The sequence below is a fragment of the Allobosea minatitlanensis genome, assembly GCF_964020775.1.
The window spans coordinates 4,537,954-4,562,031 of the sequence record NZ_OZ224509.1 but is presented as its reverse complement, the minus strand read 5'-3'; the positions used below and the strand labels follow the sequence as shown (position 1 = coordinate 4,562,031).

Below are 24,078 nucleotides of genomic sequence, written 5' to 3'. Positions count from 1 at the left end.
TAGCTATGTCACCATGCCCCTGGTCTTCGAGGGCGTTGCCGAGGCGCAGATGCAGCCGCGCGCCGAGGCCTTTCTCGCCCGCATGCGCAAGCGCCGCACGGTGCGCGACTTCTCCGACCGGCCGGTGCCCCGCGCGCTGATCGAGACCGCGGTGCGCGTCGCCGGCACGGCGCCCTCGGGCGCCAACCAGCAGCCCTGGACCTTCGTCTGCATCTCCGACCCGGAGCGCAAGAAGCTGATCCGCGCGGGCGCCGAGGAGGAGGAGCGCGCCTTCTATGCCGGCCGCGCCGGCGAGGAGTGGCTGGGCGCGCTCGCCCATCTCGGCACGGACGAGAACAAGCCCTTCCTGGAGACGGCGCCCTGGCTGATCGCGATCTTCGCCCAGCGCTGGGGCCACGATGCGCAGGGCAACAAGGTGAAGCACTATTACGTGCCGGAATCGGTCGGCATCGCCACGGGCTTCCTGATCGCGGCGCTGCACGATGCCGGGCTCGCGACGCTGACGCATACGCCGGCACCGATGAATTTCCTCAACGCGATCTGCGGGCGGCCGGACAACGAGAAGGCGCTGATCCTGCTTGTCGTCGGCTATCCGAAGGAGGGCTGCCTCGTCCCCGCCATCGGCAAGAAGCCGCTGGAGGAGATCGCAAGCTTCCTGTGAAGACCAGTCTTACGCGGAGATCCTGTCGATCTCGGCGAGGTCTTCCGCGCTCAGCGCCCAGTCGGCCGCCTTGACGTTGGCGGCGATCTGCTCCGGCTTGGTCGCGCCCGCGATGACGCTCGACACCACGGGCTGCGCCGCCAGCCAGGAGAAGGCGAGCTCGACCAGGCTGTGGCCGCGCTGCTCGGCGAAGGCGGTCAGCCCCTCGATCCGGCGCCAGTTGTCCTCGCTGAAGATCTGGCCGGCGCGCTCCGGCAGCTTGGTCAGGCGCGCGCCTTCCGGCATCGCGGCGCCGCGCTTGTACTTGCCGGTCAGCGCGCCGTTGGCGAGCGGGAAATAGGGCAGCAGCCCCATGCCGTAATGGGCGATGGCCGGGATCAGGTCCTTTTCGGCGCCGCGCTTCAGCAGGCTGTACTCGTCCTGCGCCGAGGCGAAGCCGGAAAGCCCGAGGTCGCGCGCCGTCCATTGCGCGTCGGCGACCTGCCAGGCGACCATGTTCGAGCAGCCGGTATAGCGGACCTTGCCCTGGGTCACGAGGTCTTCCATGGCGCGCAGCGTCTCGTCGATCGGGGTCAGCGGATCGGGCCGGTGGAACTGGTAGAGGTCGATCCAGTCGGTCTGCAGCCGGCGCAGCGATTCCTCGACGGCGCTCATGATGTAGCGGCGCGAGCCGCCCTCGCCGCCATGGAACATCGTCATGCCGAATTTGGAGGCGAGCACGATGTCCTTGCGGCGCGTGCCGAGCACCTGGCCGAGCGCGGTCTCCGAGCCGCCCTTCTCGCCATAGATGTCGGCAGTGTCGAACAGGGTGATGCCGTGCTCGATGGCGGCGTCGACGACCTTGCGCGTCGCCTCGAGGTCGATGCGGCCGCCGAAATTGTTGCAGCCGAGGCCGACGAGCGAGACGCGCAGGCCCGAGCGGCCGAGATTGCGGAACTGCATTGGTACTGTCCTTTCCAGAAAACCCGACGGTCAGGCGAGGGCAAGGTCGGTGCGCGAGAAGTCGCGGCCCTTGAACAGGATCGGCGCACCGCTCACCTTGGCACAGGCATAAGACATGCAGTCCGCGAGGTTGAGCTGGGCCGACGCGCCCCTGCCCTTCCCGTAACGCTGGAACGCGGCGACCGCCTCGCGCGCCGTCGCATCGTCGATCGGCACGACCTCGATCGCAGCGATGCGCAGGAATTCGTCGAAATCCGCTTCGACATCGCAAGGCTGGCGGGCCAGCCGCGTCGCCAGCACCATGCAGGCTTCGAGCCGCACGAGCGGAGAGGTGAGGCGCCGGCCCGCCCCCTCCAGCTTCGCCGCGAAACCGGCGGCCTCCGGCTCCTTGCACAGGATCGCGACGAAGACGGAGGTGTCGACGAACATCAGCGCGTCCACATCGCGTCGCGCTCGTCCTCGCTCACGGCATGCCCGCCCGGCCCCGCCTTGCCGAGCGCCCGGTCGGCCAGGGCCTCCAGCCGCTTCGCGAGGGGCATCCTGGCCTCCTCGCGCCGGATTTCGGCTTCGAGCGCACCGACCACCGCCTCGGTGATCGAGACATGGCGCAAAGATGCGAGCCGCCGCGCCAGCGCGCGCGCCTGCGGATTGCGGATGTTGAGGGGGGCGTTCATGACGGCTCCTGCCTTTGCATCAAAGATAGAAATGCAAAGGCAAGACGTCAACAAGGCGGCCGGACCGCCGAAAACTTTCGGGGCCTGACCGGAAATTCGCCGAGCCCTCATCCTGACGAGCCATTTCGCCCGAAACGGTGCCTCGGAGGAGGCTCCGGAGACGTCGGGACCATCCTTCGAGACGGCCCCGATGGGCCTCCTCGGGTGAGGGCTTTAATGTCGAGTCTGACTCTCAGGCCACTTCGGCCTTCTGCTTCTGGGCGCGCTTGCGCTCGTTCGGGTCGAGGATGCCCTTGCGCAGGCGGATCGACTTCGGCGTCACCTCGACGAGCTCGTCGTCGTCGATCCAGGCCAGCGAGCGCTCCAGCGTCATCCGGATCGGCGGGGTCAGCCGGACCGCCTCGTCCTTCGAGGTGGTGCGGATATTGGTCAGCTTCTTGCCCTTGAGCACATTGACCTCGAGATCGTTCTCGCGGGTGTGCTCGCCGACGATCATGCCCTGATAGACCTTCCAGCCGGGCTCGATCATCATCGGGCCGCGATCCTCGAGGTTCCACAGCGCATAGGCCACGGCCTCGCCGGTCTCCATCGCGATCAGCACGCCGTTGCGGCGCCCGGCGATCTCGCCCTTATAGGGCAGGTAGTCGTGGAAGACGCGGTTCATGATCGCGGTGCCGCGGGTGTCCGTCAGCAATTCGCCCTGATAGCCGATCAGGCCGCGGGTCGGCGCGTGGAAGACGAGGCGCAGGCGATTGCCGCCCGAGGGGCGCATCTCCAGCATGTCGGCCTTGCGCTCGCTCATCTTCTGCACGACGACGCCGGAATGCTCCTCGTCGACGTCGATCAGCACCTCCTCGATCGGCTCCAGCAACTGGCCGCTCCCGTCGCGCTTGAGCACGACGCGCGGCCGCGAGACGCCGAGCTCGAAGCCCTCGCGGCGCATCGTCTCGATCAGGATGGCGAGCTGGAGCTCGCCGCGGCCGGAGACGATGAAGGAATCCTTGTCCGTCGATTCCTCGACCTTGAGCGCGACATTGCCCTCGGCCTCCTTGAACAGGCGGTCGCGGATCATCCGGCTGGTGACCTTGTCGCCCTCGGTGCCGGCGAGCGGCGAGTCGTTGACCGAGAAGGTCATCGAGACGGTCGGCGGGTCGATCGGCTGGGCCTTGATCGGCGTGGTGACGGCGGGGTCGCAGAAGGTGTCGGCGACGGTGCCCTTCACCAGCCCGGCGATCGAGACGATGTCGCCGGCGACGGCCTCCTCGATCGGCTGGCGTTCGATGCCGCGGAAGGCGAGGATCTTCGAGATGCGCCCGGTCTCGACGGTCGAGCCGTCGCCGGAGAGCACCTTGATCGCCTGGTTCGGCTTGGCGGAGCCGGAGGTGACGCGGCCGGTGATGATGCGGCCGAGATAGGGGTTGGCCTCCAGCAGCGTGCCGATCATGCGGAACGGGCCTTCCTCGACCTTCGGCGCCGGGACGTGCTTGAGGATCAGGTCGTACATCGGCGCCAGGCCCTGGTCCTGCGGGCCTTCCGGGGACGGCGCCATCCAGCCCTGCTTGCCCGAGCCGTAGAGGATCGGGAAGTCGAGCTGCTCGTCGGTGGCGTCGAGCGCGGCGAAGAGGTCGAAGACCTCGTTGATGACCTCCTGGGTGCGGGCGTCGGCCTTGTCGACCTTGTTGATCGCGACGATGGGCTTGAGGCCGAGCTTCAGCGCCTTGGAGACCACGAACTTGGTCTGCGGCATCGGGCCTTCGGCGGCGTCGACCAGGACGATGGCCGAGTCGACCATGTTCAGGATGCGCTCGACCTCGCCGCCGAAATCGGCGTGGCCGGGCGTGTCGACGATGTTGATGCGCGTATCCTTCCAGACGACCGAGGTCGCCTTGGCCAGGATGGTGATGCCGCGCTCCTTCTCGATGTCGTTGGAATCCATCACGCGCTCGGCGACGCGCTGGTTCTCGCGGAAGGCGCCGGACTGCTGCAGCAGCTTGTCGACGAGGGTGGTCTTGCCGTGGTCGACGTGCGCGATAATGGCGATGTTGCGCATGGACATGCGTTATGGGCCTTGCTTTCAAGGCCACGAGCCGGTCAGGTTCGATGCCCTGCCGGCGCAGCCCGTTTCACTGTGAATCTGGAATTCGTTGCGCTGCACATAAACGCTGGCGGCCATTTCGGCAACCGCGCAGGCCTGCAAAAGACGAAGAGGCTCAATCCTCTGCCAGCGCCCGCTGGCGCTCGGCGACGGCTCGCCCGACCTGGTCGATGGCGAGGCGATAGGCGGCGAGAGCGGAAGCGTCGAGATCGCCCTTGGCGTAATCGGCCAGGACCTGGCTCAGGATCAGGTCGGCCTCGCGGCCGAGCCGCATCAACTCGGCCTCGTCCGCGCAGGAGCGGATGACCGCCAAAAGCGCGAGCAGTTCGTCGAGGCCGGACATGGCGCGGCGGCGGCGGTTCGCGCTCTCGCGGCCGAGGATCGCGGCGCCGCCCGTGCCGAGCGCCGAGAGCACCATGGCGCCGATATAGAACCAGTCGCCATAGCGGTCGAAGAAGCTCTCCTGCTCGCCATCGATATAGGCGGCGGCGCCGGAATGGACCGGCAGCGGCGCGTCCTTGTCGGTGGAGGGGGTCTCCAGCGCCTGGATCGCCGGCAGCTCCGTGGCCAGCGTCAGCCGCAGGCCGAGAATGTCCTTGGTCAGGTTGCCGACGAGCGTGTCGTCGAGGCTCTGGGCCGCGACCAGGCGGGAGGTGATCGAGATGGTCTGCAGGCTTTCCGCCGGGCGCGGCGGGTCGCCGCCGAGCGCGCCGCGGACGATCTCGCCGGATTCGATGGCGCGGTAATGCGCCGCCAGCGCATCCGCCTCCCGGATCGGGATCAGCACCGGATCCTCGCCCCAGGCCGAGCGCAGCCGGCGCAGCCCGTCATTATTGGCGTGCGAACCCACCGCATTGACCGAGAAGAAGGCGTCGATGCGCTTCTCCTTCGCGGCGGGGACGATCTCCTCCTGCGCCAGGCCGACGATCTCGACCTCTTCCGGCCGGACCTCGTACTGCGCCAGCACCCGCTTCAGCAGGGTGACGTTGCCGGCCGGGCTGCGCCCGACCCCGACCTTGCGCCCGCGGAGATCGGCGATCCGGCCGATCGCGGTCTCCTTGGTCGTGATGAAGAAGGGATAGGTCCGGCGCGTGATCAGCACCGTGTCCGCGGTCGAGGGCATGGCGATGTCGGGCCGGAGCAAGGCGAGGTCGGCCTGGCCGGAATCGATCCTCCTGGCGCTGTCCTCCGACCCCTCCGTCAGGATGAGCCGGATGCGGATATCGGCCTTGTCGCGGTTGAGCCCCTGCACGAAGGCGGCCGCCATCCGGGCATCCTCCGAGCCGAGCGGCCCGACGGCGAGGCGCAGCACATGTGGCTGGCTGTAGACATAGAAGCCCGTGGCGATGGCGCCGAGGATGGCGAGCAAGGCCGCCACGATGGTCAGAACGCCCCGCCGCATCGCGAATTATGTCGAGCCTTTCATCGTCGCCTTCCGCAGCATGGCTTCCTTCGCGAGCATGTCGCAAGTGTGGCATGCCGAGCGCAACTGCGCAGGTCGCGGCGACTGTGCTAAAGGCGGGTCGATGAACGCTCCCGTCCCTTTCGCGATCAAGATCTGCGGCCTGTCGACGCCCGAGACGCTCGAGGCGGCGCTCGGCGCCGGCGCCGACATGATCGGATTGAATTTCCATCCGAAAAGCCCGCGCTTCGTCACGCTGGAGCGCGCCCGGGAGCTTGCCGCCATGGCGCGGGGCCGAACCGCGATCGTCGCGCTGATCGTCGACTGGGACGGGCGGCGGGCGGCGGAGCTGGTCGAGGCGCTCAAGCCCGACTGGCTCCAGCTCCATGGCAGCGAGACGCCGGACGAGACCGCGGCGCTGCGCCGCGTGGCGGGCCGGCCGGTGATGAAGGCGCTCGGCATCGCCGGCGCCGAGGATCTGGGGGCCGTCGCGGCCTATCGCGGCGCCGCCGACCGGATCCTGCTCGACGCCAAGCCGCCGAAGGATGCGGCCTTCCCGGGCGGGCATGGCCGGCCCTTCGACTGGAGCCTGCTCGCCGGCCTCGACCCTGCGCAGCCCTTCATGCTATCGGGCGGGCTCGATCCGGCCAATGTCGCGCAGGCGATCGGTCTCACCCGCCCCGCGGGCGTCGACGTCTCCTCGGGCGTCGAAAGCGCGCCGGGGGTCAAGGACCCGGCCCGGATCGCGGAATTCATCGCGGCGGCGCGCAAGGCCGCGGCGGCAGTGCAGGAAGGCTCGCAGGCATGAACGCCCCCTCCAACCCGAACAGCTACCGCAACGGACCGGACGAGAACGGCCGCTTCGGCCTGTTCGGCGGCCGCTTCGTCGCCGAGACGCTGATGCCGCTGATCCTCGAGCTGGAAGAGGCCTACAACGCCGCCAAGGCCGACCCGGCCTATCACGCCGAGATGGGCGAGGGGCTGAAGCATTATGTCGGCCGGCCCTCGCCGCTCTATTTCGCCGAGCGTCTCACGGAGCATTTCGGCGGTGCGAAGGTCTATCTGAAGCGCGAGGAGCTGAATCATACCGGCTCCCACAAGGTGAACAATGTGCTCGGCCAGATCCTGCTGGCGCGGCGCATGGGCAAGAAGCGCATCATCGCCGAGACCGGCGCCGGCCAGCACGGCGTCGCCACCGCGACGCTCTGCGCCCGCTACGGGCTGGAATGCATCGTCTATATGGGCGCGGTCGACGTCGCCCGGCAGGCGCCCAACGTCTTCCGCATGCAGATGCTCGGCGCCCGGGTGGTTCCGGTCGAATCCGGCACCAAGACGCTGAAGGACGCGATGAACGAGGCGCTGCGCGACTGGGTGACCAATGTCGCGACGACCTTCTACTGCATCGGCACGGTCGCCGGCCCGCATCCCTATCCGGCCATGGTGCGCGACTTCCAGTCGATCATCGGCCGGGAGACCCGCGAGCAGATGCAGGAGGCGGAAGGCCGTCTGCCGGACTCGCTCATCGCCTGCATCGGCGGCGGCTCCAACGCGATGGGGCTGTTCCACCCCTTCCTCGACGACCCCTCGGTCGAGATCTACGGCGTCGAGGCAGCGGGCCACGGCATCGCGAGCGGGCTGCATGCCGCCTCGCTGACCGGCGGCCGGCCCGGCGTGCTGCACGGCAACCGCACCTTCCTGCTGATGGACGATGACGGGCAGATCAAGGACGCGCATTCGATCTCGGCCGGGCTCGACTACCCCGGCATCGGCCCGGAGCATTCCTGGCTGCACGATGTCGGCCGGGTGAAATACCTCTCGGCCACGGACGAGGAGGCGCTGGAGGCGTTCCAGCTCATCTCCCGGCTGGAGGGCATCATCCCCGCGCTCGAAAGCGCCCACGCGCTCGCCCGCGTCGCCGAACTCGCCCCGCAGAAGCCCAAGGATCACCTGATGGTGGTCAATCTCTCCGGGCGCGGCGACAAGGACATCCCGCAGGTCGCGGAGATCCTGGCGAGCCGCTAGCGCGCTGCCGCTCCGGGCGACCCGCCCGGGGCGCGTTTCCAGTCGAAAGTCGCAAGCTCCCGCGACTCGACTCCTCCCCCCGAACGCGCCAGCATGAACCGGCCGGGCGTAGCGAGGGCCCGGGTGGCGTCGCGTCGAATGGGATCGTGCCGTGGGGGGCGATGGTCGGGACGGCGTAGTCGATGCGCAGGGGCGCGGCTTTGCCGGCTTGCCCGCCGAGATCGCTTTCCTTGCCCGCCACGGCGTCGGGCCGTCCGGGCTCGCGGCGGCGGCGCGGCGGGCCCGGCGCAACGGGACCGATCCGGTCCGCGAGGTCTTCGCCCTCGACCTGATCGACCAGGACGGCTACTACCGGGCGCTCGCCGCCGAGTTCGGCCTGCCTTTCCACGCCGGCGCCTTCGATCTCGTGGCCGGCGGCCGGCACGAGGCGATCCTGCGCGGGGGCGTCGCTCCCGCCGCGGGGCGGATCGCCCGGCGCTTCCGCTTCCTGATCGCGCCCGAGGGGGCCGCCCTGCGCCGCATGGTCGAGGCGGGGCCGCGCCAGCGCGGCGATGTCGCCGTCACCACGCCCCGGCGCTTCGCCGAGCGGCTGCGCGAGGCCAACGACATCGGGCTGGCGCGCCAGGCCGCCGGGCTCGACGAACCCGGCCTGGCGCGCCACAGCGCCCGTACCGGCGCCAGCCGGGGCCAGGTCGTCGCGACCGGGATCGGCCTGTCCGCGGCGGCGCTCGGCGGCATCCTGGCGCCGCTGCAGAGCTTCTGCCTGCTGGCCCTGCTGCTCGGCCCGCTCTTCCTCGGACTCATCCTGCTGCGGCTGGCCGCCGCCATGGAGCGCGTCCTGCCCGATCTCTGGCAGGCGCAGCGCTGGCGGCTCGATGACAGCCGCCTGCCGGTCTACACCGTCGCGGTGCCGATGTATCGCGAGGAGGCGGTGCTGCGGCAGATGCTCCGGGCCCTGTCGGAGCTGGACTACCCGCCGGCGAAGCTCGACATCCGCCTGCTGATCGAGGCCGACGACGCCGGCATGCGGGCCGAGCTCGCCCGGATGGTCCTGCCGGCCCATGTCACGGTGACGATCGTCCCGCCCGGCCAGCCGCGGACCAAGCCGCGGGCGCTGAACCTCGCCCTGCTCGAGGCGCGCGGGGCGCTCTTCACCATCTTCGACGCCGAGGACATCCCCGACCCGCAGCAATTGCGGCTGGCGGCGACGCGCTTCCATCGCGCCCCGGACGACCTCGCCTGCCTGCAGGCGCGGCTGGTGATCGACCATGCCGCGGAGGGGCTGCTGCCCGCCCTGTTCGCGCTGGAATATGCCGGCCTGTTCGAGGTGCTCAATCCCGGCCTGCTGCGGGCGGGGCTGCCGATCCTGCTCGGTGGCACCTCCAACCATTTCCGCACCGCGGCCCTGCGCGCGCTCGGCGGCTGGGACGCCTGGAACGTCACGGAGGATGCCGATCTCGCGCTGCGGCTGGTCCGCGCCGGCTATCGGATCGGCGATCTGCCCTCGCAGACGCGGGAGGAGGCGCCGGTCACGGTCAGGGCCTGGCTCAAGCAGCGCTCGCGCTGGATCAAGGGCTATATGCAGACGGCCGTGACGCATTCGCGCGCGCCCCTGCAGCTGCTGCGCGAGGCCGGCTTCGCCGCGAGCTTCGCCTTCGCCTCGCTGGCGCTGGGGACGATCGTGACCGCGCTCGGCTATCCGATCTTCGCCGCCGCGACGGTGCTGGCCTATTGGGAGGGCTCGCTTTTCGCGCCGCCCAACGCGTTCCTCACCCTGGCATCGGCCTTCGCCCTGGCGATCTGGCTGTTCGGGACGCTGGCCCTGTTCCTGCCGCCCGCCATCGGCGCCCTGCGCCAGCGCGACCCCGGCCTTCTCCTGCTCCTGCCGCTGCTGCCGCTCTATTACGGCCTGGTTTCGCTCGCGGCCTGGATGGCCTTCTACGAGTATTTCAACCGCCGCTTCGCCTGGAACAAGACCGAGCACGGCCTGGCCCGCCGGCGGCTGCGGCCGGCGGCGGAGGAGCGGCCGTTCAGGAGTGGCGAAGCCACTCCGCCGCCGCCTGCTCCGGCGCCTGCTCGATATTGAAGGCGCCGATGAAGCTGCCATCCTTGCCCATCAGATAGACCAGCGCGGTGTGGTCCATCGTGTAGTCGCCGTCCTTGAGCGGCGTCTTCTTGGCATAGGCGCGATAGGCCTTGATCGCCGCGTCGATCGCCGGTCGGTCGCCGGTCAGGCCGATGATGCGCGGGTCGAAGGAACCGAGATAGCTCTTCATCGTCTCCGGCGTGTCGCGCTCGGGATCGACGGTGATGAACAGCGCCCGGAGCTTCTTCGCCTTGTCGCCGTCGCCGGCGGCACGCAGCACTTCGGAGATCTCGAACAGCTTGGTCGGGCAGATGTCGGGGCAATGGGTGAAGCCGAAGAAGACGAGGAAGGGCGCGCCCCGCAGATCGGTGTCGGAGAGCGGCTTGCCCTCCTGCGTGGTCAGCGTGAACGGGCCGCCGACGCTCGCCGTGCCGCTGCCGCTCGTGCGGTTTTGGGGGGCGAAGGTGACGACGGCCGCGGTGGCGAGCGCCAGAGCGCCGACGAGGAAGACGACGAGGGGCAGGACGAGGCGGCGGTTCACGAAGGGTATCCCGGCAAGAGGGGCGACGGACCGCTAGAAGCAGGCGACGAGGGCGGCGATCAGGCCGTCGGTGAACAGCCGGCTGCCTTCGCGCCACCAGAGCAGCAGCCCGGCGAGCAGCAGGCCGAAGGCACCGCCGCCGAGCAGCAGGAGTCCGGCCCGGCTGGGCCGGGCATCCTCGACGCGGGAGGGGTGCTCCGTCTGGATCATGATGCCAGGATAGCGCCGATCCCGCGGCCTCGGAAGCGCTCCGGTGACGCAGGCCGCATGCCGGGCCGGAGGGGCGGCGAGGAGCGCTCGCAGCGATCGGCGGCGCCGGCCGACTGACCGCCTCGCCGGCATCCGGAACAAAAGCGCCCGAAACGACTTACCGAGCGATGCGGCAAAGCGATGCGGAAAGCGGTGAACGGAATGGTTCGATGCTTGCGGTGCGGCGCATGACGAGGACCTCATCATTGCCGAATCCGCTCTTCCCGGAATTCAGCTCGCCCTGCGCGCCGCGTTTCCTCCAGTTCGGCGCGCTGTCCCGCGGCTTTTCCCGCGACTGCAACCGCTATTCGGCCGGAAGCGGCCATTTCCATGTCGATCAGCAGATCATCGGCCTGTCGAGCGGCGCGCCTCGCAAGAGCGAATTCGCGATCGCATCCGACAAGGTCGAGCGCCCGCGGGTCCGGCCCGGCGAGCGGGCCGCGCTGCATGCCTTGCTGCCGAGATGATGCCGCTGGTCCGGGAGATGCTGGCATGAAGCGCCGTTGGCCCCTGCAACGCCTGAAGAGACTGCTGATCGGGCTTGTCGTCCTGGGAGCGCTGGGCTTCCTCGCGGTGCTGGGCTACGCCTTCTGGCCGACGCACACCCGCGCCATCGCGGCGCCCGCCTCCGCGGCGGATGCGGCGCTGATCGAGCGGGGGCGCTATCTCGCCCTCGCCGGGGACTGCACCGCCTGCCACACGGCTCCGGGCGGCAAGCCCTTCGCCGGCGGCCTCGCCCTCGCCTCGCCCATCGGCGCCATCTACAGCACCAACATCACCCCGGACCGGCGGACCGGCATCGGCGGCTACAGCCTCGACCAGTTCGACCGGGCCTTGCGCCACGGCATCCGCGCCGACGGGGCGAGCCTGTACCCGGCGATGCCCTTCCCGTCCTATGCGCGGCTGACCGACGAGGATGTGCGCGCGCTCTACGCCTATTTCCTGCACGGCGTCGTCCCCGTCGCGCAAGCCGACCGCAGCCCCGACATCCCCTGGCCGCTGTCGATGCGCTGGCCGCTGGCGCTCTGGCGCAAGACCTTCGCCCCGAGCCCCGATGCCGTGGCCTTCGACCCGAAGCGCTATCCCGACGAGCGGGTCGCGCGCGGCGCCTATCTGGTGCAGGGCGCCGGCCATTGCGGAAGCTGCCATACGCCGCGCGCGCTCACCTTGCAGGAGCGGGCGCTCGACGAGAGCGGTGCGCAATATCTCGCCGGCAACCAGATCATCGACGGCTGGAACGCGATCAACCTGCGCGGCAATCCGGCGGACGGGCTCGGCCGCTGGAGCGAGCAGGACATCGTCGAGACGCTGCGGACCGGCCGCAATCCGCATGCCGCGGTCGTCGGCAGCCCGATGGCGGACGTCACGGTCCACAGCATGCAGCATCTCGCCGATGCCGATCTGCACGCCATCGCCGCCTATCTGAAGACGCTGCCGCCCGTGCCGGGCGCCGGGCCCGGCTTCGCGGCAAACGACGCGACCGCCAAAGCCCTGCAGGCCGGCATCAACGACAGCCGCGGCGCCGAGCTCTATGTCGACAACTGCGCCGGCTGCCACCGCACCGACGCCAAAGGCTACAGCCGCGTCTTCCCGGCGATCGCCGGCAACCCGACCGTGCTGGCGCGCGAGCCCGATTCGCTGGTGCGGCTGATCCTCGGCGGAAGCAGCATGCCGGCCACCGTCGCCGCGCCTTCCGCGCTCGGCATGCCGGGCTTCGGCTGGCGGCTGGGCGATGCGGAGGTCGCCGCGCTCGCCAGCTATCTGCGCAGCCAATGGGGCAACCAGGCGCCGCCGGTGGCGAGCGGCCTGGTGGCGCGCATCCGGGCCGAAATGCCCGGTGAAAATCACGCGAGCGAGGAGGCAGCGCATGCCCGATGACCCGTCCTTCACCTCCCGCCGCCGCTTCCTGCAATGGTCGGCGGTCGCCGTCCCGGCGCTGGCGGCCGCGGGCGCACCGGCGAGCGGGCAGGCGCCGTCCGCCGATGACCGCCCGACCTTCTTCAGCGCGTCCGAATGGGCTTTCCTGCGCGCCGCGGCGGCGCGGCTGATCCCGGCCGACGCGCTCGGGCCCGGCGCGCTGGAAGCCGGCGTGCCGGAGTTCATCGACCGCCAGATGGCGACCCCCTGGGCGGAGGGGCGGCTCTGGTACATGCAGGGGCCCTTCGTGCCGGATGCGCCGCCGACGCTGGGATGGCAGATGCGCCTGACGCCGCGCGACGTCTACCGGCTCGGCATCGCCGCCGCCGATGGCTGGACGCAGGACCGGCACGGCAGGGTCTTCGCCGAGCTCGACCCGGCGGCGCAGGACGGCGTGCTGCAGGCCTTCGAAAGCGGCAAGGCCCGCTTCGAGCAGGTTCCGGCCGCGATCTTCTTCGCCATGCTGCTGGGCAATGTGCGGGAGGGCTTCTTCAGCGACCCGGTCCATGGCGGCAATCGCGGGCTGGCCGGCTGGAAGCTGATCGGCTTTCCCGGCGCGCGCGCCGATTTCATGGACTGGGTCGAGCGCGACGTTGCCTATCCCCTGCCGCCCGTATCCCTGAGCGGGCAGCGAGGCTGAGATGGCGACCCGGATGAACAAGACCGATGTCGTGATCGTCGGCTTCGGCTGGGCCGGCGCGATCATGGCCAAGGAGCTGACCGAGGCCGGCCTGCGCGTCGTCGCGCTCGAGCGCGGCCCGGCCCGGGACACCCAGCCCGACGGCGCCTATCCCAAGGTGCTCGACGAGCTGACCTACAACATCCGCAAGAAGCTGTTCCAGGATCTCTCGCGCGAGACCGTCACCATCCGCCACGGCCTCGACGACACCGCGCTGCCCTATCGCCAGCTCGGCGCCTTCCTGCCCGGCGACGGCGTCGGCGGAGCGGGGCTGCACTGGTCCGGGGTGCATTTCCGGGTCGATCCCGTCGAGTTGCGCCTGCGCAGCCATTACGAGGAGCGCTACGGCAAGGGCTTCCTGCCGGACGGCATGACGATCCAGGATTTCGGCGTCAGCTACGAGGAGCTGGAGCCGCATTTCGATTTCGCGGAGAAGGTCTTCGGCACCTCCGGCACGGCCTGGAGCGTGAAGGGCCAGGTCGTCGGCGCCGACAAGGGCGGCAACCCCTTCGCTCCGGACCGCTCGAACGATTTTCCTTTGCCGGCTCAGATGCGGCCCATATCGGCGCAGCGCTTCGGCAAGGCCGCGGCCGAGCTCGGCTACCACCCCTATGACCTGCCTTCCGCGAACGCCTCCGGCCCTTACAGCAACCCCTATGGCTGCCAGATGGGGCCGTGCAATTTCTGCGGCTATTGCAGCGGCTATGTCTGCTACAACTACTCCAAGGCCTCGCCGAACGTGAACATCCTGCCGGCGCTGCGGCAGTCGCCCCTGTTCGCGCTGAGGACGCAGGCGCATGTGCTGCAGGTTGATCTGAGCGCCGACCGCCGCACCGCCACCGGCGTCACCTATGTCGACGCGCAGGGGCGCGAGGTCGCGCAGCCGGCCGACATTGTCATCCTCTCGGCCTTCCAGTTCCACAATGTCCGGCTGATGCTGCTTTCCGGCATCGGCGAGCCCTATGATCCGGCGAGCGGGCAGGGCACGGTCGGGCGCAATTTCGCCTATCAGAACATGGCGACGATCAAGGCCTTCTTCTCCGGCGAGGTGCACGCCAATCCCTTCATCGGCGCCGGCGGCAACGGCATCGCCATCGACGACTTCAACGCCGATAATTTCGACCACGGGCCGGCCGGCTTCGTCGGCGGCTCGCCGATGTGGGTCAACCAGGCCGGCGTCAAGCCGATCAGCGGCATCGCCCTGCCGGAAGGCGTGCCCGGCTGGGGCAGCGCCTGGAAGCAGGCCGTGGCCGAATACTACACCCACACCGTCTCGATGGACGCGCATGGCGCCCATATGAGCTATCGCGACAACTATCTCAGCCTCGACCCGACCTATCGCGACGCCTATGGCCGGCCTCTGCTGCGCATGACGCTCGACTGGAAGGACAACGACATCCGCATGACGCGGTTCATGGCCGAGAAGATGCGGGCGGTCGCGCAGGCGATGGGCCCGAAGGCGCTGCGCGTCTACGTCAAGAACTTCGGCGACCACTTCGATACGACGAGCTACCAGACCACCCATCTGAACGGCGGCGCCATCATGGGCGCGGACCGGAGGACGAGCGCGATCAACCGCTATCTCCAGAGCTGGGACGTCCACAACGTCTTCGTGCCCGGCGCTTCCGCCTTCCCGCAGGGGCTGGGCTACAACCCGACCGGGCTGGTGGCGGCGCTGACCTACTGGTCCGCCAAGGCGATCCGGGAACGCTATCTCGCCAAGCCGGGGCCCCTGGCTTAGGGCCTGCTGCGTTCTGGAGAAGCGGGGCATCCCCGAGGGAATCCTCCTGTCCGATCTTCGATCGGTCCAGGGCAGGCCGCCGAGCGATCAGGACGGCGGACCGCAGGGTGGATTGATTAGCCGGCGATGAAGGCCACATCCATCCGGTCGGTGGACTGGAGGATATGGTGGCGCATCGCGACCGCGGCGGTCTCGCCGTCGCGATGGCTCAGCGCGCGCAGGATCGAGCCGTGCTCGCGATAGGCCTCGCCCAGCCGCTGCGGTTCGGCGATGGGCGGCCGCTGCGTCTGCGTGATGATGGGCCGGTACAGCGCCAGGATGTCGCGGATCGCCCGGTTGCCGGCGATCTCGGCGATGGCGAGGTGGAAATTGAAATCGCTCGCCATCGCATCGCGATAGCGGCCGTCCTCGATGGCCGCATGCATGGCTTCGTTGAGCGCCGTCAGGCGCTGCAGGTCGTCGTTCGCGATGTTCCGCGCCGCCAGCCGGATGGTGAAGCTCTCCAGCGCGAAGCGCAGTTGATAGATCTCGACCTGGGAAAAGCGCTCGGCGAAGCTCCATTCGCTGACATTGACGGCCGGGCGGCCGAAGGCCTCGGTGACATAGGCTCCGCGCGCCGGCTCGACGCGGATCAGTCCCATGGCTTCGAGCTGCAGCACGGCTTCCCGGACGGTCGGGCGGCTGGCGCCGAAGGTCGCCGCCAGCTCCCGCTGCGGCGGAACCCTGTCGCCGGGCTTCAGCCCTTGCTCGGCCATGAGCCGCTGGATCTGGCGGACCAGCTCCATCGCGACAGGCCTGCGCTCCTTCTCAATCAGCATCGATGGCTCCCGCCGGCGGCTCCCGATTGACCGTAGCACAACCGCTCGTCTATCGTCTGGTCATACCGGTCTGGCCACGATGGCCGGTCGACAGAACCGGGTCTCGCCGGGCGCGGGACGAGGAGGGGCGCCATGGCGTTGATCAGCTATCTGACGAATGTGAAGTTCGGTCACGGCGAGGTCGCCGGCCTCGAAGCGGATCTGGCCGGTCTCGGCATCCGCAAGCCGCTGATCATCGCCGACAAGGGCGTAATCGCCGCCGGCCTCGTCGCTGCGGTGACGAAGGCTGCCGCGGCGCTCGCCGGTGCCCCGGTCTTCGACGGGACGCCGACGAATCCCACCGAGGCGGCCGTGAACGCGGCCCTGGCAGTCTATCGCGCGCAGGGATGCGACGGGCTGATCGCGATCGGCGGCGGCTCCCCGATCGATCTCGCCAAGGGCGTCGCTCTGCTGGCGACCCATTCCGGCCCGCTGGCGGATTATGCGGCCATTCTGGGCGGCCTGCCGAAGATCACGGCGGCGGTCGCGCCGGTGATCGCGATTCCGACCACGGCCGGCACCGGCTCCGAGGTCGGCCGCGCCGCGCTGATCACCCTCGATGACGGCCGCAAGCTCGGCTTCATCTCGCCGCATCTGATCCCGCGCCTCGCGATCTGCGACCCCGACCTGACGCTCGGCATGCCCTCCTGGCTGACGGCGGCGACCGGTATGGACGCGATCACCCATTGCATCGAGACCTATCTGAGCCCGCGCGAGAATCCCCCTGCCGAGGCGATCGCGCTCGACGGGCTGGTGCGGGCGGTCGCCCATATCGAGCGCGCGGTCGCCGATGGCGGCGACCGCGCAGCGCGCAAGGAGATGCTGATGGCGGCGCTCCAGGGCGGCCTGACCTTCCAGAAGGGGCTCGGCGCGGTGCATGCTCTGTCCCACCCGCTGGGCGGGCTGAAGCAGGTCTCGCTGCATCACGGCACGCTGAATGCGGTTCTGCTGCCCGCCGTGCTGCGTTTCAACGCGCCCTCGGCCGAGGCGAAATACGCCCGCATCCGCCGGGCGTTGGGGCTGGACGAAACCGCCGATCTCGCCGCATGGGTCGCCGCGCTCGTCGCCCGGCTGGGCATGCCGGGCTCGCTGTCCGCGATGGGGGTTCCGCGCGACGTCCTCCCGTCGATCGCCGAGGCGGCGGTTCTGGATCACTCCAGCGCCACGAATCCGCGCCCGGCGACCGCTGACGACTACGCCCGGATGCTGGAGGAATCGTTCGCGTGACCGGATCGGCGCGGGCTGCCCTGCGCAGCCTTGGCCGGCCCGCGCTCCGGAGTCCCGATTTCTTGAGGGTCTGAGAAGCGCCGCTCAGATGTCGACGGTCGCGTTCAGCGCGTTGGTCTGGATGAATTCGCGCCGCGGCTCGACGACATCGCCCATCAGCTTGACGAAGAGGTCGTCCGCCTCGCCATTCTGGTCGACCTTGACGCGCAGCAGCGAGCGCACGTCGCGGTCGAGCGTCGTCTCCCAGAGCTGCTCGGGGTTCATCTCGCCCAGCCCCTTGTAGCGCTGCAGGGCGACGCCCTTCTTGCCGATGGCCGAGACGGCCTCGAACAGGTCGCTCGGGCCGTTGATGACGAAGGAATCGCCCTTGCGGGCGAGCGTGCCCGGGCTGGCATAGGCCTCCCGCAGCGAGGCCGCCGCCGCATGGAGCTTGCGCGCCTCGGCGCTGGCGAGCAGGCCGGCGTCGATCGTCGCCGCCTGCTTCACGCCGCGGATCATGCGCGAGAAGACGAAGCCGCCCTCGCTGACCTTGCCCTCCCAGCCGCGTTCCAGCTCGTCGGAGATCGCGTCGAGCCGCTGCGCGATCCGGGCCGCGGCGACGTTGGCCGCCTCCGTGTCGTCCTCGCTGAGCGGGTGCAGCGCCCCGGCGATCGCCATCTGCTCGACGATGCGGCGGTCGTAGCGCGAATGAAGCTGCGCCAGCGCGTTGCGGACATTGCGCGCCTCCTCGATCAATGCCCTGAGGTCGGCGCCGGCGCGCTCGACGCCCTCGGCCGTCTTGAAGGTCGCGCCCTCGATGGTGGAGTCGATCAGATACTCCTCCAGCGCCCGCTCGTCCTTGAGGTAGACATGGCTCTTGCCGCGGCTCGCCTTGTAGAGCGGCGGCTGCGCGATGAAGAGATGGCCGGCATCGATCAGCTCCGGCATCTGCCGGAAGAAGAAGGTCAGCAGCAGCGTGCGGATATGGGCGCCGTCGACGTTGGCGTCGGTCATGATGATGATCTTGTGGTAGCGCAGCTTCTCGAGGTTGAAGCCGCCCTGGTCGGCGTCGGCGCGGCCGATGCCGGCGCCCAGCGCCGTGATCAGCGTGCCGACCTGCTCGGAGGAGAGCATCTTGTCGAAGCGCGCCCGCTCCACGTTGAGGATCTTGCCCCTGAGCGGCAGCACCGCCTGGTATTCGCGGGCGCGGCCCTGCTTGGCCGAGCCGCCGGCCGAGTCGCCCTCGACGATGAACAGTTCCGACTTGGCCGGGTCGCGCTCCTGGCAGTCCGCGAGCTTGCCCGGCAGCGAGGCGATGTCGAGCGCGCCCTTGCGGCGGGTGAGGTCGCGCGCCTTGCGGGCGGCCTCGCGGGCGGCGGCGGCCTCCACCACCTTGCCGACGATGGTCCGGGCCTCGCCGGGGTGCTCCTCGAGCCATTCCGCCAGCGCCTGGTTGACGATGTTCTCGACCACCGGGCGGACCTCGGAGGAGACCAGCTTGTCCTTGGTCTGGGAGGAGAATTTCGGATCGGGCACCTTGACCGAGACGATCGCGGTCAGGCCCTCGCGGCAATCGTCGCCGGTGAGCGAGACCTTCTCCTTCTTGGAGATGCCGGCGCTCTCGGCATAGCCGGTGACCTGGCGCGTCAGCGCGGCGCGGAAGCCGGCGAGATGGGTGCCGCCGTCGCGCTGCGGGATGTTGTTGGTGAAGCAGAGCACGTTCTCGTGGTAGCTGTCGTTCCACCACAGCGCCACGTCGACGGTGATGCCGTCCTTCTCCGCCATCAGCGTGATCGGCTTCTCGACCACCGGCGTCTTGGCCCGGTCGAGATAGCGCACGAAGGCCTCGACGCCGCCCTCGTACATCAGCTCCTCGCGCACCACCTCGGCATGGCGGGCGTCGGTCAGGACGATGCGCACGCCCGAGTTCAGGAAGGCGAGCTCGCGCAGGCGGTGCTCCAGCGTCTTGAAGTCGAACTCGACCATGGTGAAGGTCTCGGGCGACGGCAGGAAGGTCACCTCGGTGCCGCGCCTGTCGCCCTGCGGGCCGACGACGGCGAGCGGCGCCACCGCCTCGCCATGGCGGAATTCCATGAAGTGCTCGTGCCCGCCGCGCCAGATCCGCAGCTTCAGCGAGGTCGAGAGCGCGTTGACGACCGAGACGCCGACGCCGTGCAGGCCGCCGGAGACCTTGTAGGAGTTCTGGTCGAATTTGCCGCCGGCATGGAGCTGGGTCATGATGACCTCGGCCGCCGAGATGCCTTCCTCGCTGTGGATATCGGTCGGAATGCCGCGGCCATTGTCGGTCACGGTGACCGAGCCGTCCGCGTTCAGCGTGACGGTGACGATGTCGGCATGGCCGGCGAGCGCCTCGTCGATGGCGTTGTCGACCACCTCATAGACCATGTGGTGCAGGCCGGAGCCGTCGTCGGTGTCGCCGATATACATGCCCGGCCGCTTGCGAACGGCATCCAACCCTTTGAGAACCTTGATGGAATCGGCGCCGTAATCGTCGGGCTGGGCGCTGAGCGCGGCATCGGTCATGTAACGGTCCTTGAACGGGCGAGCAGGCGCCCGCGATGATCCTGATTCGAAACGACAATATAGGGTGAGACGATGGCTTTTTCACGCGCCCGCGTACGTGCGTGCGTGAGGTGCCGGAACCGCTGGTCATTCCGGGGCGCCGCGAAGCGGCGAGCCCGGAACCCATGAACACGAGGTTGGACGAGGAAGCTGCTCAGGCGGATCGCTTTCCGCTGGGCCGCGGTGTTCATGGGTTCCGGGCTCATGGCTTCGCCATGCCCCGGAACGACGGAGAGGTTTTCGCGGGTTTTACCCCCGGAACTCCGCGATCGCCGCCAGGAAGGTCTCGCCATATTGCGCGAGCTTGCGCTCGCCGACGCCTTCGATCGCCCGCATGTCGTCGAGGCCGAGCGGCCGCTCCCGCGCCATCGCGATCAGGGTGCGGTCGGTGAAGATGATGTAGGCCGCCACGCCTTCTTCGCGGGCGAGCCGGAGCCTGAGCTTGCGCAGATGCTCGAACAGCGCCGCGGTGTCCTCGTCGAGCCCGTCGGCCCTGGACGCCTCGCGCTCGGAACGGCGGGAGCGGCGCTCGGCGAAGGGGTCGGCCCGCAGCGCGATGCTCTCGCGACCGAACAGGATCTCCTCGCCCCTGGGCGTCAGCCTGAAGCCGCCGAATTCGCTGCTCGCCTCGGCCAATGCGCCGGCGGCGAAGAGCTTGCGCGCAAGCCCCATCCAGGCGGTCTTGGGCTTGTCCGCGCCGACGCCGAAGGTCTTCAGCCCGTCATGGTTCTGGCGGCGGATCGCCTCCGTCGCCGTCCCGGTCAGGATGTCGGCGAGATGGCCGGCGCCGAAGCGCTGGCCGGTGCGGATCACGGCGGAGAGCAGCTTGCGCGCATCGAGCGTCGCGTCCTGCAGCGCCGGCGCCTCGGCGCCGCAGAGATCGCAGCGGAACGGCGCCTGCCCGTGCCGGCAGGGCGGCGTCTCCTCGCCGAAATAGGCGAGCAGCGCGCTGCGCCGGCAGAGCGCGTTCTCGCACAGGTCGATCATCGCGTTGAGGCGCTTGTGCTCGATGCGCTTGCGCTCGTCGTCGACCGGCTTCTCGTCGATCTGGCGGCGGCGCAGCGCCATGTCGTCGACGCCGTAGAGGGTGAGCGTGTCGGCCGGCAGGCCGTCGCGGCCGGCGCGGCCGATCTCCTGATAGTAGCCCTCGACCGAGCCCGGCATGTCGGCATGGACGACGAAGCGCACATCCGGCTTGTTGATGCCCATGCCGAAGGCGATGGTGGCGCAGACGACGACCTCGTCCTCCTGCAGGAAGACGTCCTGGTTGCGGTTGCGCTCCGCCTGCTCCAGCCCGGCATGGTAGGGCAGCGCGTTCCAGCCCTTTTCGCGGAGTCCGGCTGCGAGGCGTTCCGTCTTGCTGCGCGAGGAGCAGTAGACGATGCCGGAGCCGCCGCGGTGCCGGCGCAGGAAATCGTCGATCTGGCGGCGCGGCTGCTCCTTCGGCGCGAAGGCGAGCCTGAGATTCGGCCGGTCGAAGGAATGCACCACCATCTGCGGCGGCTGCGGAAAGAGCTGCTGGGCGATGTCGGCCTGGGTCTGCCGGTCGGCGGTGGCGGTCAGCGCGGTGACGGGGACGTCGCCCAGCGCCTCCCGCGTCTTGGCGAGCAGGCGGTATTCGGGGCGGAAGTCGTGGCCCCATTGCGAGACGCAATGCGCCTCGTCGATGGCGAGGCGGGTCACGCCGATCCGCCGCAGCCGGGAAACCAGCCCGTCGCCGGCCAGCCGTTCCGGCGAGACGAAGAGCAGCCGCAGCTCGCCGGAATTGAGCCTGTCCCAGGCCTGGCCCGCCTCCTCCTCGCTGTTCATCGAGTTGAGCGAGGCGGCCGGCACGCCGGCGCGGAGGAGCTGGCCGACCTGGTCGCGCATCAGCGCGATCAGCGGCGAGACGACGAGCGTCAGCCCGCCCGCCACCAGCGCCGGCAACTGGTAGCACATCGACTTGCCGGAGCCGGTCGGCATCACCGCGAAGACGTCGCGACCGTCGAGGGCGGCCGCGATCACCTCCCACTGGCCGGGGCGGAAATCGTCATAGCCCCACACGGATTTCAGGATCGCGCGGGCTTCTGATTCGCGGGAGGGCGACATGGGATTCGGGTGTGCCGCAGCCGGGGCCGCTTGGCCAGCCTTCAACGCGGGAAAACGGGCCGGCCGGCGCCCGCATCGTCGCTTTTCGCCCGGGCGCGGCGTTTCCTGGACAGGAGGAGCGGCGGTATGGTTGCGGCGGTAACCGTCGATCCTGTAACCATCGGGCGATGACCAAGCTCGCCCTCGAAGAATTCCTGCCCTACCGGCTCAACCGGCTCGCGGCCGCGGTCTCGCAGGCCTTTCGCGCGGTCTACGGCCCGCATCACGACCTGACCGTGCCGGAATGGCGGGTGCTGGCGACGCTCGGCCAGTTCGAGGCGATGAGCGCCAAGGCCATCGGCGCGCATTCGGCGATGCACAAGACCAAGGTCAGCCGCGCCGTGCGCGCCCTCGAGGAGCGCCGCTGGCTGGCCCGGCGCGAAAGCCCCGACGATCGCCGCGAGGAGATCCTGCGCCTGACTCCCCTCGGGCGGAAGAGCTATGCCGAGATCGTCCCGCGGGCGCTGGCCTTCGAGGCCAGGATCCTGCAGGCGCTGGGGCCGGATGCGGAGCATGCGGGCCGGCTGCTGGGCGCGCTGGAGCGCGGCATCGGCGTCGAGGCCGGGCGCGGAGCCGGGGAGCCCTGAGCCGCCCTCAGGCGATCGGCAGCCCGGCCTCGTCCTTCAGCTTCATCAGCACGATCTCGGACTGCACCCGCCCGACCTGCGGATGCGGCAGCAGGTGCCCATGGATGAACTGGGCGAAGGCGGCGAGATCGCGCGTGACGATCACCAGCACGTAGTCGGCATCGCCGGAGACCGAGAAGGCCTGGCGGATCTCCTCGTGCCGGGCCAGGAAATCGGCGAAGGATTCGGCGTTCTTCTCGCTATGGGAGGACAGGTTGACGCGCGTGATCGCCTTCAGGCCGAAGCCCAGCGCCGTGGCGTCGAGCCTGGCGGCATAGCCCGCGATCGCGCCGCTCTCCTCCAGCCTCGCCCGCCGCCGCGAGCATTGCGAGGGCGAGAGGTTCACGATGGCGCCGAGCTCGGCATTGGTGAGCGCGGCGTTGTCCTGCAGCGCCTTGAGGATGGCGCGGTCGAAGCGGTCGAACTCGATCTGGAGCATGAAAGGCGTCTCCGGCGCACGGAACATGCAAATCCTTGAGCTTGAGCGCCCATTTTGCAAGCCCTGCGCGCCGGATCTGCATCAATCTTGCCCGAACGAGATGAACAGGAGGATGCAGGATGGGCCCTTTTCCGCATGATGCCCCCAAGGCCACGATCAGCGAGGCCAACCCGGCCGGCACCGACGGCTTCGAGTTTGTCGAGTTTGCCCATCCCGAGCCCGAGAAGCTCGACATCCTGTTCCGGCGGATGGGCTTCGCCCCCGTCGCCCGGCACCGGAGCCGCGACATCACGCTCTACCGGCAGGGCGACATCAACTACCTCCTGAACCGCGAGCCCGACAGCCACGCCTCCCGCTTCGTCGCCGCACACGGCCCCTGCGCCCCGGCGATGGCCTGGCGGGTGGTCGATGCGCAGCAGGCGCTGAAGCGCGCGCTCGCGCTCGGCGCCGAGGCCTATGCCGGGCCGGGCAAGTCGCTCGACGTGCCGGCGGTGATCGGCATCGGCGGCTCGCTGCTCTATTTCGTCGACCGCTATGGCGAGGCGGGCTCGGCCTATGACGCCGAATTCGAATGGCTGGGCGAGCCCGACCCCAAGCCCGAAGGGTTCGGCTTCTTCTACCTCGACCATCTCACGCACAACGTCGTGCGCGGGAACATGGATACCTGGTACAAATTCTACCACGACACCTTCAATTTCCGCGAGATCCGCTATTTCGACATCGCCGGGAAGATGACCGGGCTGACCAGCCGGGCGCTGACCTCGCCGGACGGCAAGATCCGCATTCCGATCAACGAGAGCGCCGACGACCGCAGCCAGATCGAGGAATATCTGCGCGAGTACAAGGGCGAGGGCATCCAGCACATCGCCATCGCCACCAACGACATCTATGCCGGCACCGACGCCATCGCCGCGGCCGGCCTCGAATTCATGCCCGGCCCGCCCGACATCTACTACGAGAAGTCGAAGACCCGGGTGAAGGGCCATCGGGAACCGCTCGACCGGCTGCGGAAGCGCGGCATCCTGATCGACGGCGAGGGCGTGGTCGGCGGCGGCGAGACCCGCATCCTGCTGCAGATCTTCTCCAAGACGGTGATCGGGCCGATCTTCTTCGAGTTCATCCAGCGCAAGGGCGACGACGGCTTCGGCGAGGGCAATTTCAAGGCCTTGTTCGAGTCGATCGAGGAAGACCAGATCCGGCGCGGCGTGCTGAAGAGCTCGGCGGCGTGACC

Annotated in this window: 22 protein-coding genes; 11 read left to right on the top strand and 11 right to left on the bottom strand. The window is 69.3% G+C overall.

Translation table 11 applies throughout. The annotated features are described in order from the left end of the window. The first annotated feature begins 13 nt into the window (after window positions 1-13). Window positions 14-661, top strand: a complete 648-nt coding sequence (locus tag ACWH43_RS22355; RefSeq protein ID WP_158446533.1) for a nitroreductase family protein — start codon at window positions 14-16, stop codon at window positions 659-661. A 9-nt stretch (window positions 662-670) separates the two neighbouring features. Here the strand turns inward: ACWH43_RS22355 and ACWH43_RS22350 are convergent, their stop codons facing one another. The 5 genes from ACWH43_RS22350 to ACWH43_RS22330 form a co-directional block, all read right to left on the bottom strand. Then, window positions 671-1,603 (bottom strand): aldo/keto reductase, encoded by a 933-nt coding sequence (locus ACWH43_RS22350; RefSeq protein ID WP_158446526.1) that lies wholly within the window; start codon window positions 1,601-1,603, stop codon window positions 671-673. 30 nt (window positions 1,604-1,633) lie between these two features. Further along, window positions 1,634-2,032 carry a type II toxin-antitoxin system VapC family toxin gene (locus tag ACWH43_RS22345; RefSeq protein WP_158446527.1) on the bottom strand — a complete coding sequence of 133 codons (399 nt, stop codon included), beginning with the start codon at window positions 2,030-2,032 and terminating at the stop codon, window positions 1,634-1,636. Further along, entirely contained in the window at window positions 2,032-2,277 is a 246-nt protein-coding gene (locus ACWH43_RS22340; RefSeq protein ID WP_158446528.1) for a type II toxin-antitoxin system VapB family antitoxin, read from the bottom strand. The genes ACWH43_RS22345 and ACWH43_RS22340 overlap by 1 nt, the downstream gene beginning before the upstream one ends. A 232-nt stretch (window positions 2,278-2,509) precedes the next feature. Beyond that, a complete protein-coding gene (gene typA / locus ACWH43_RS22335; RefSeq protein ID WP_158446529.1) occupies window positions 2,510-4,333 on the bottom strand; it encodes a translational GTPase TypA in 1,824 nt (607 codons plus the stop codon). Between the two features lie 154 nt (window positions 4,334-4,487). Continuing rightward, on the bottom strand, window positions 4,488-5,774 hold the full coding sequence (locus ACWH43_RS22330) for a TAXI family TRAP transporter solute-binding subunit (protein WP_158446530.1): 1,287 nt from the start codon (window positions 5,772-5,774) through the stop codon (window positions 4,488-4,490). Window positions 5,775-5,898: 124 nt separating this feature from the next. Here ACWH43_RS22330 and ACWH43_RS22325 point away from each other — a divergent pair, with 124 nt between their 5' ends. The 3 genes from ACWH43_RS22325 to ACWH43_RS22315 all read left to right on the top strand — a co-directional run bounded on the left by ACWH43_RS22325 (window position 5,899) and on the right by ACWH43_RS22315 (window position 9,882). Next, complete coding sequence (locus ACWH43_RS22325; protein ID WP_158446531.1) at window positions 5,899-6,582, top strand: phosphoribosylanthranilate isomerase; 684 nt, start codon at window positions 5,899-5,901, stop codon at window positions 6,580-6,582. Next, window positions 6,579-7,796, top strand: a complete 1,218-nt coding sequence (gene trpB / locus ACWH43_RS22320; protein ID WP_158448028.1) for a tryptophan synthase subunit beta — start codon at window positions 6,579-6,581, stop codon at window positions 7,794-7,796. The genes ACWH43_RS22325 and trpB overlap by 4 nt, the downstream gene beginning before the upstream one ends. A 151-nt stretch (window positions 7,797-7,947) precedes the next feature. Beyond that, a complete protein-coding gene (locus ACWH43_RS22315; protein ID WP_158448027.1) occupies window positions 7,948-9,882 on the top strand; it encodes a glycosyltransferase in 1,935 nt (644 codons plus the stop codon). Here ACWH43_RS22315 and ACWH43_RS22310 read toward each other — a convergent pair. Beyond that, entirely contained in the window at window positions 9,827-10,423 is a 597-nt protein-coding gene (locus ACWH43_RS22310; protein WP_375797026.1) for an SCO family protein, read from the bottom strand. The two genes, ACWH43_RS22315 and ACWH43_RS22310, sit on opposite strands and share 56 nt — an antisense overlap. Window positions 10,424-10,456: 33 nt before the next feature. Beyond that, window positions 10,457-10,633, bottom strand: coding sequence for a hypothetical protein (locus tag ACWH43_RS22305; protein ID WP_260349238.1), 177 nt, complete (start codon window positions 10,631-10,633; stop codon window positions 10,457-10,459). A 167-nt stretch (window positions 10,634-10,800) separates the two neighbouring features. Here ACWH43_RS22305 and ACWH43_RS22300 point away from each other — a divergent pair, with 167 nt between their 5' ends. From ACWH43_RS22300 to ACWH43_RS22285, 4 genes are read left to right on the top strand one after another with little or no spacing between them, the layout of a single operon-like run. Then, window positions 10,801-11,139: a hypothetical protein gene (locus tag ACWH43_RS22300; RefSeq protein WP_158446721.1), complete on the top strand. Its 339-nt coding sequence runs from the start codon at window positions 10,801-10,803 to the stop codon at window positions 11,137-11,139. A 25-nt stretch (window positions 11,140-11,164) separates the two neighbouring features. Continuing rightward, window positions 11,165-12,550, top strand: a complete 1,386-nt coding sequence (locus tag ACWH43_RS22295; protein WP_158448026.1) for a cytochrome c — start codon at window positions 11,165-11,167, stop codon at window positions 12,548-12,550. Next, a complete protein-coding gene (locus tag ACWH43_RS22290; protein WP_158448025.1) occupies window positions 12,540-13,229 on the top strand; it encodes a gluconate 2-dehydrogenase subunit 3 family protein in 690 nt (229 codons plus the stop codon). Before ACWH43_RS22295 ends, ACWH43_RS22290 begins: the two co-directional genes overlap by 11 nt. Before the next feature lie 13 nt (window positions 13,230-13,242). Next, window positions 13,243-15,009, top strand: coding sequence for a GMC family oxidoreductase (locus tag ACWH43_RS22285; RefSeq protein ID WP_260349239.1), 1,767 nt, complete (start codon window positions 13,243-13,245; stop codon window positions 15,007-15,009). A 116-nt stretch (window positions 15,010-15,125) separates the two neighbouring features. Here the strand turns inward: ACWH43_RS22285 and ACWH43_RS22280 are convergent, their stop codons facing one another. Continuing rightward, window positions 15,126-15,827 carry a FadR/GntR family transcriptional regulator gene (locus ACWH43_RS22280; protein ID WP_158444277.1) on the bottom strand — a complete coding sequence of 234 codons (702 nt, stop codon included), beginning with the start codon at window positions 15,825-15,827 and terminating at the stop codon, window positions 15,126-15,128. A gap of 132 nt (window positions 15,828-15,959) precedes the next feature. Here ACWH43_RS22280 and ACWH43_RS22275 point away from each other — a divergent pair, with 132 nt between their 5' ends. Then, a complete protein-coding gene (locus ACWH43_RS22275; RefSeq protein WP_260349240.1) occupies window positions 15,960-17,093 on the top strand; it encodes an iron-containing alcohol dehydrogenase in 1,134 nt (377 codons plus the stop codon). A gap of 84 nt (window positions 17,094-17,177) precedes the next feature. On the opposite strand, the gene gyrB is transcribed toward ACWH43_RS22275, so the two are convergent. Then, window positions 17,178-19,616 (bottom strand): DNA topoisomerase (ATP-hydrolyzing) subunit B, encoded by a 2,439-nt coding sequence (gyrB, locus tag ACWH43_RS22270; protein ID WP_448153636.1) that lies wholly within the window; start codon window positions 19,614-19,616, stop codon window positions 17,178-17,180. 288 nt (window positions 19,617-19,904) lie between these two features. Then, a complete protein-coding gene (recQ, locus tag ACWH43_RS22265; RefSeq protein ID WP_158444274.1) occupies window positions 19,905-21,743 on the bottom strand; it encodes a DNA helicase RecQ in 1,839 nt (612 codons plus the stop codon). A 167-nt stretch (window positions 21,744-21,910) separates the two neighbouring features. Between recQ and ACWH43_RS22260 the strand changes: the two genes are divergently transcribed. After that, window positions 21,911-22,369 carry a MarR family winged helix-turn-helix transcriptional regulator gene (locus tag ACWH43_RS22260; protein ID WP_158444273.1) on the top strand — a complete coding sequence of 153 codons (459 nt, stop codon included), beginning with the start codon at window positions 21,911-21,913 and terminating at the stop codon, window positions 22,367-22,369. A gap of 7 nt (window positions 22,370-22,376) precedes the next feature. Here ACWH43_RS22260 and ACWH43_RS22255 read toward each other — a convergent pair whose 3' ends face one another. Then, a complete protein-coding gene (locus tag ACWH43_RS22255; RefSeq protein WP_158444272.1) occupies window positions 22,377-22,847 on the bottom strand; it encodes an Lrp/AsnC family transcriptional regulator in 471 nt (156 codons plus the stop codon). Window positions 22,848-22,966: 119 nt separating this feature from the next. On the opposite strand from ACWH43_RS22255, the gene hppD reads away from it, so the two are divergent. Next, entirely contained in the window at window positions 22,967-24,076 is a 1,110-nt protein-coding gene (gene hppD, locus ACWH43_RS22250; RefSeq protein ID WP_158444271.1) for a 4-hydroxyphenylpyruvate dioxygenase, read from the top strand. Window positions 24,077-24,078: the final 2 nt, after the last annotated feature.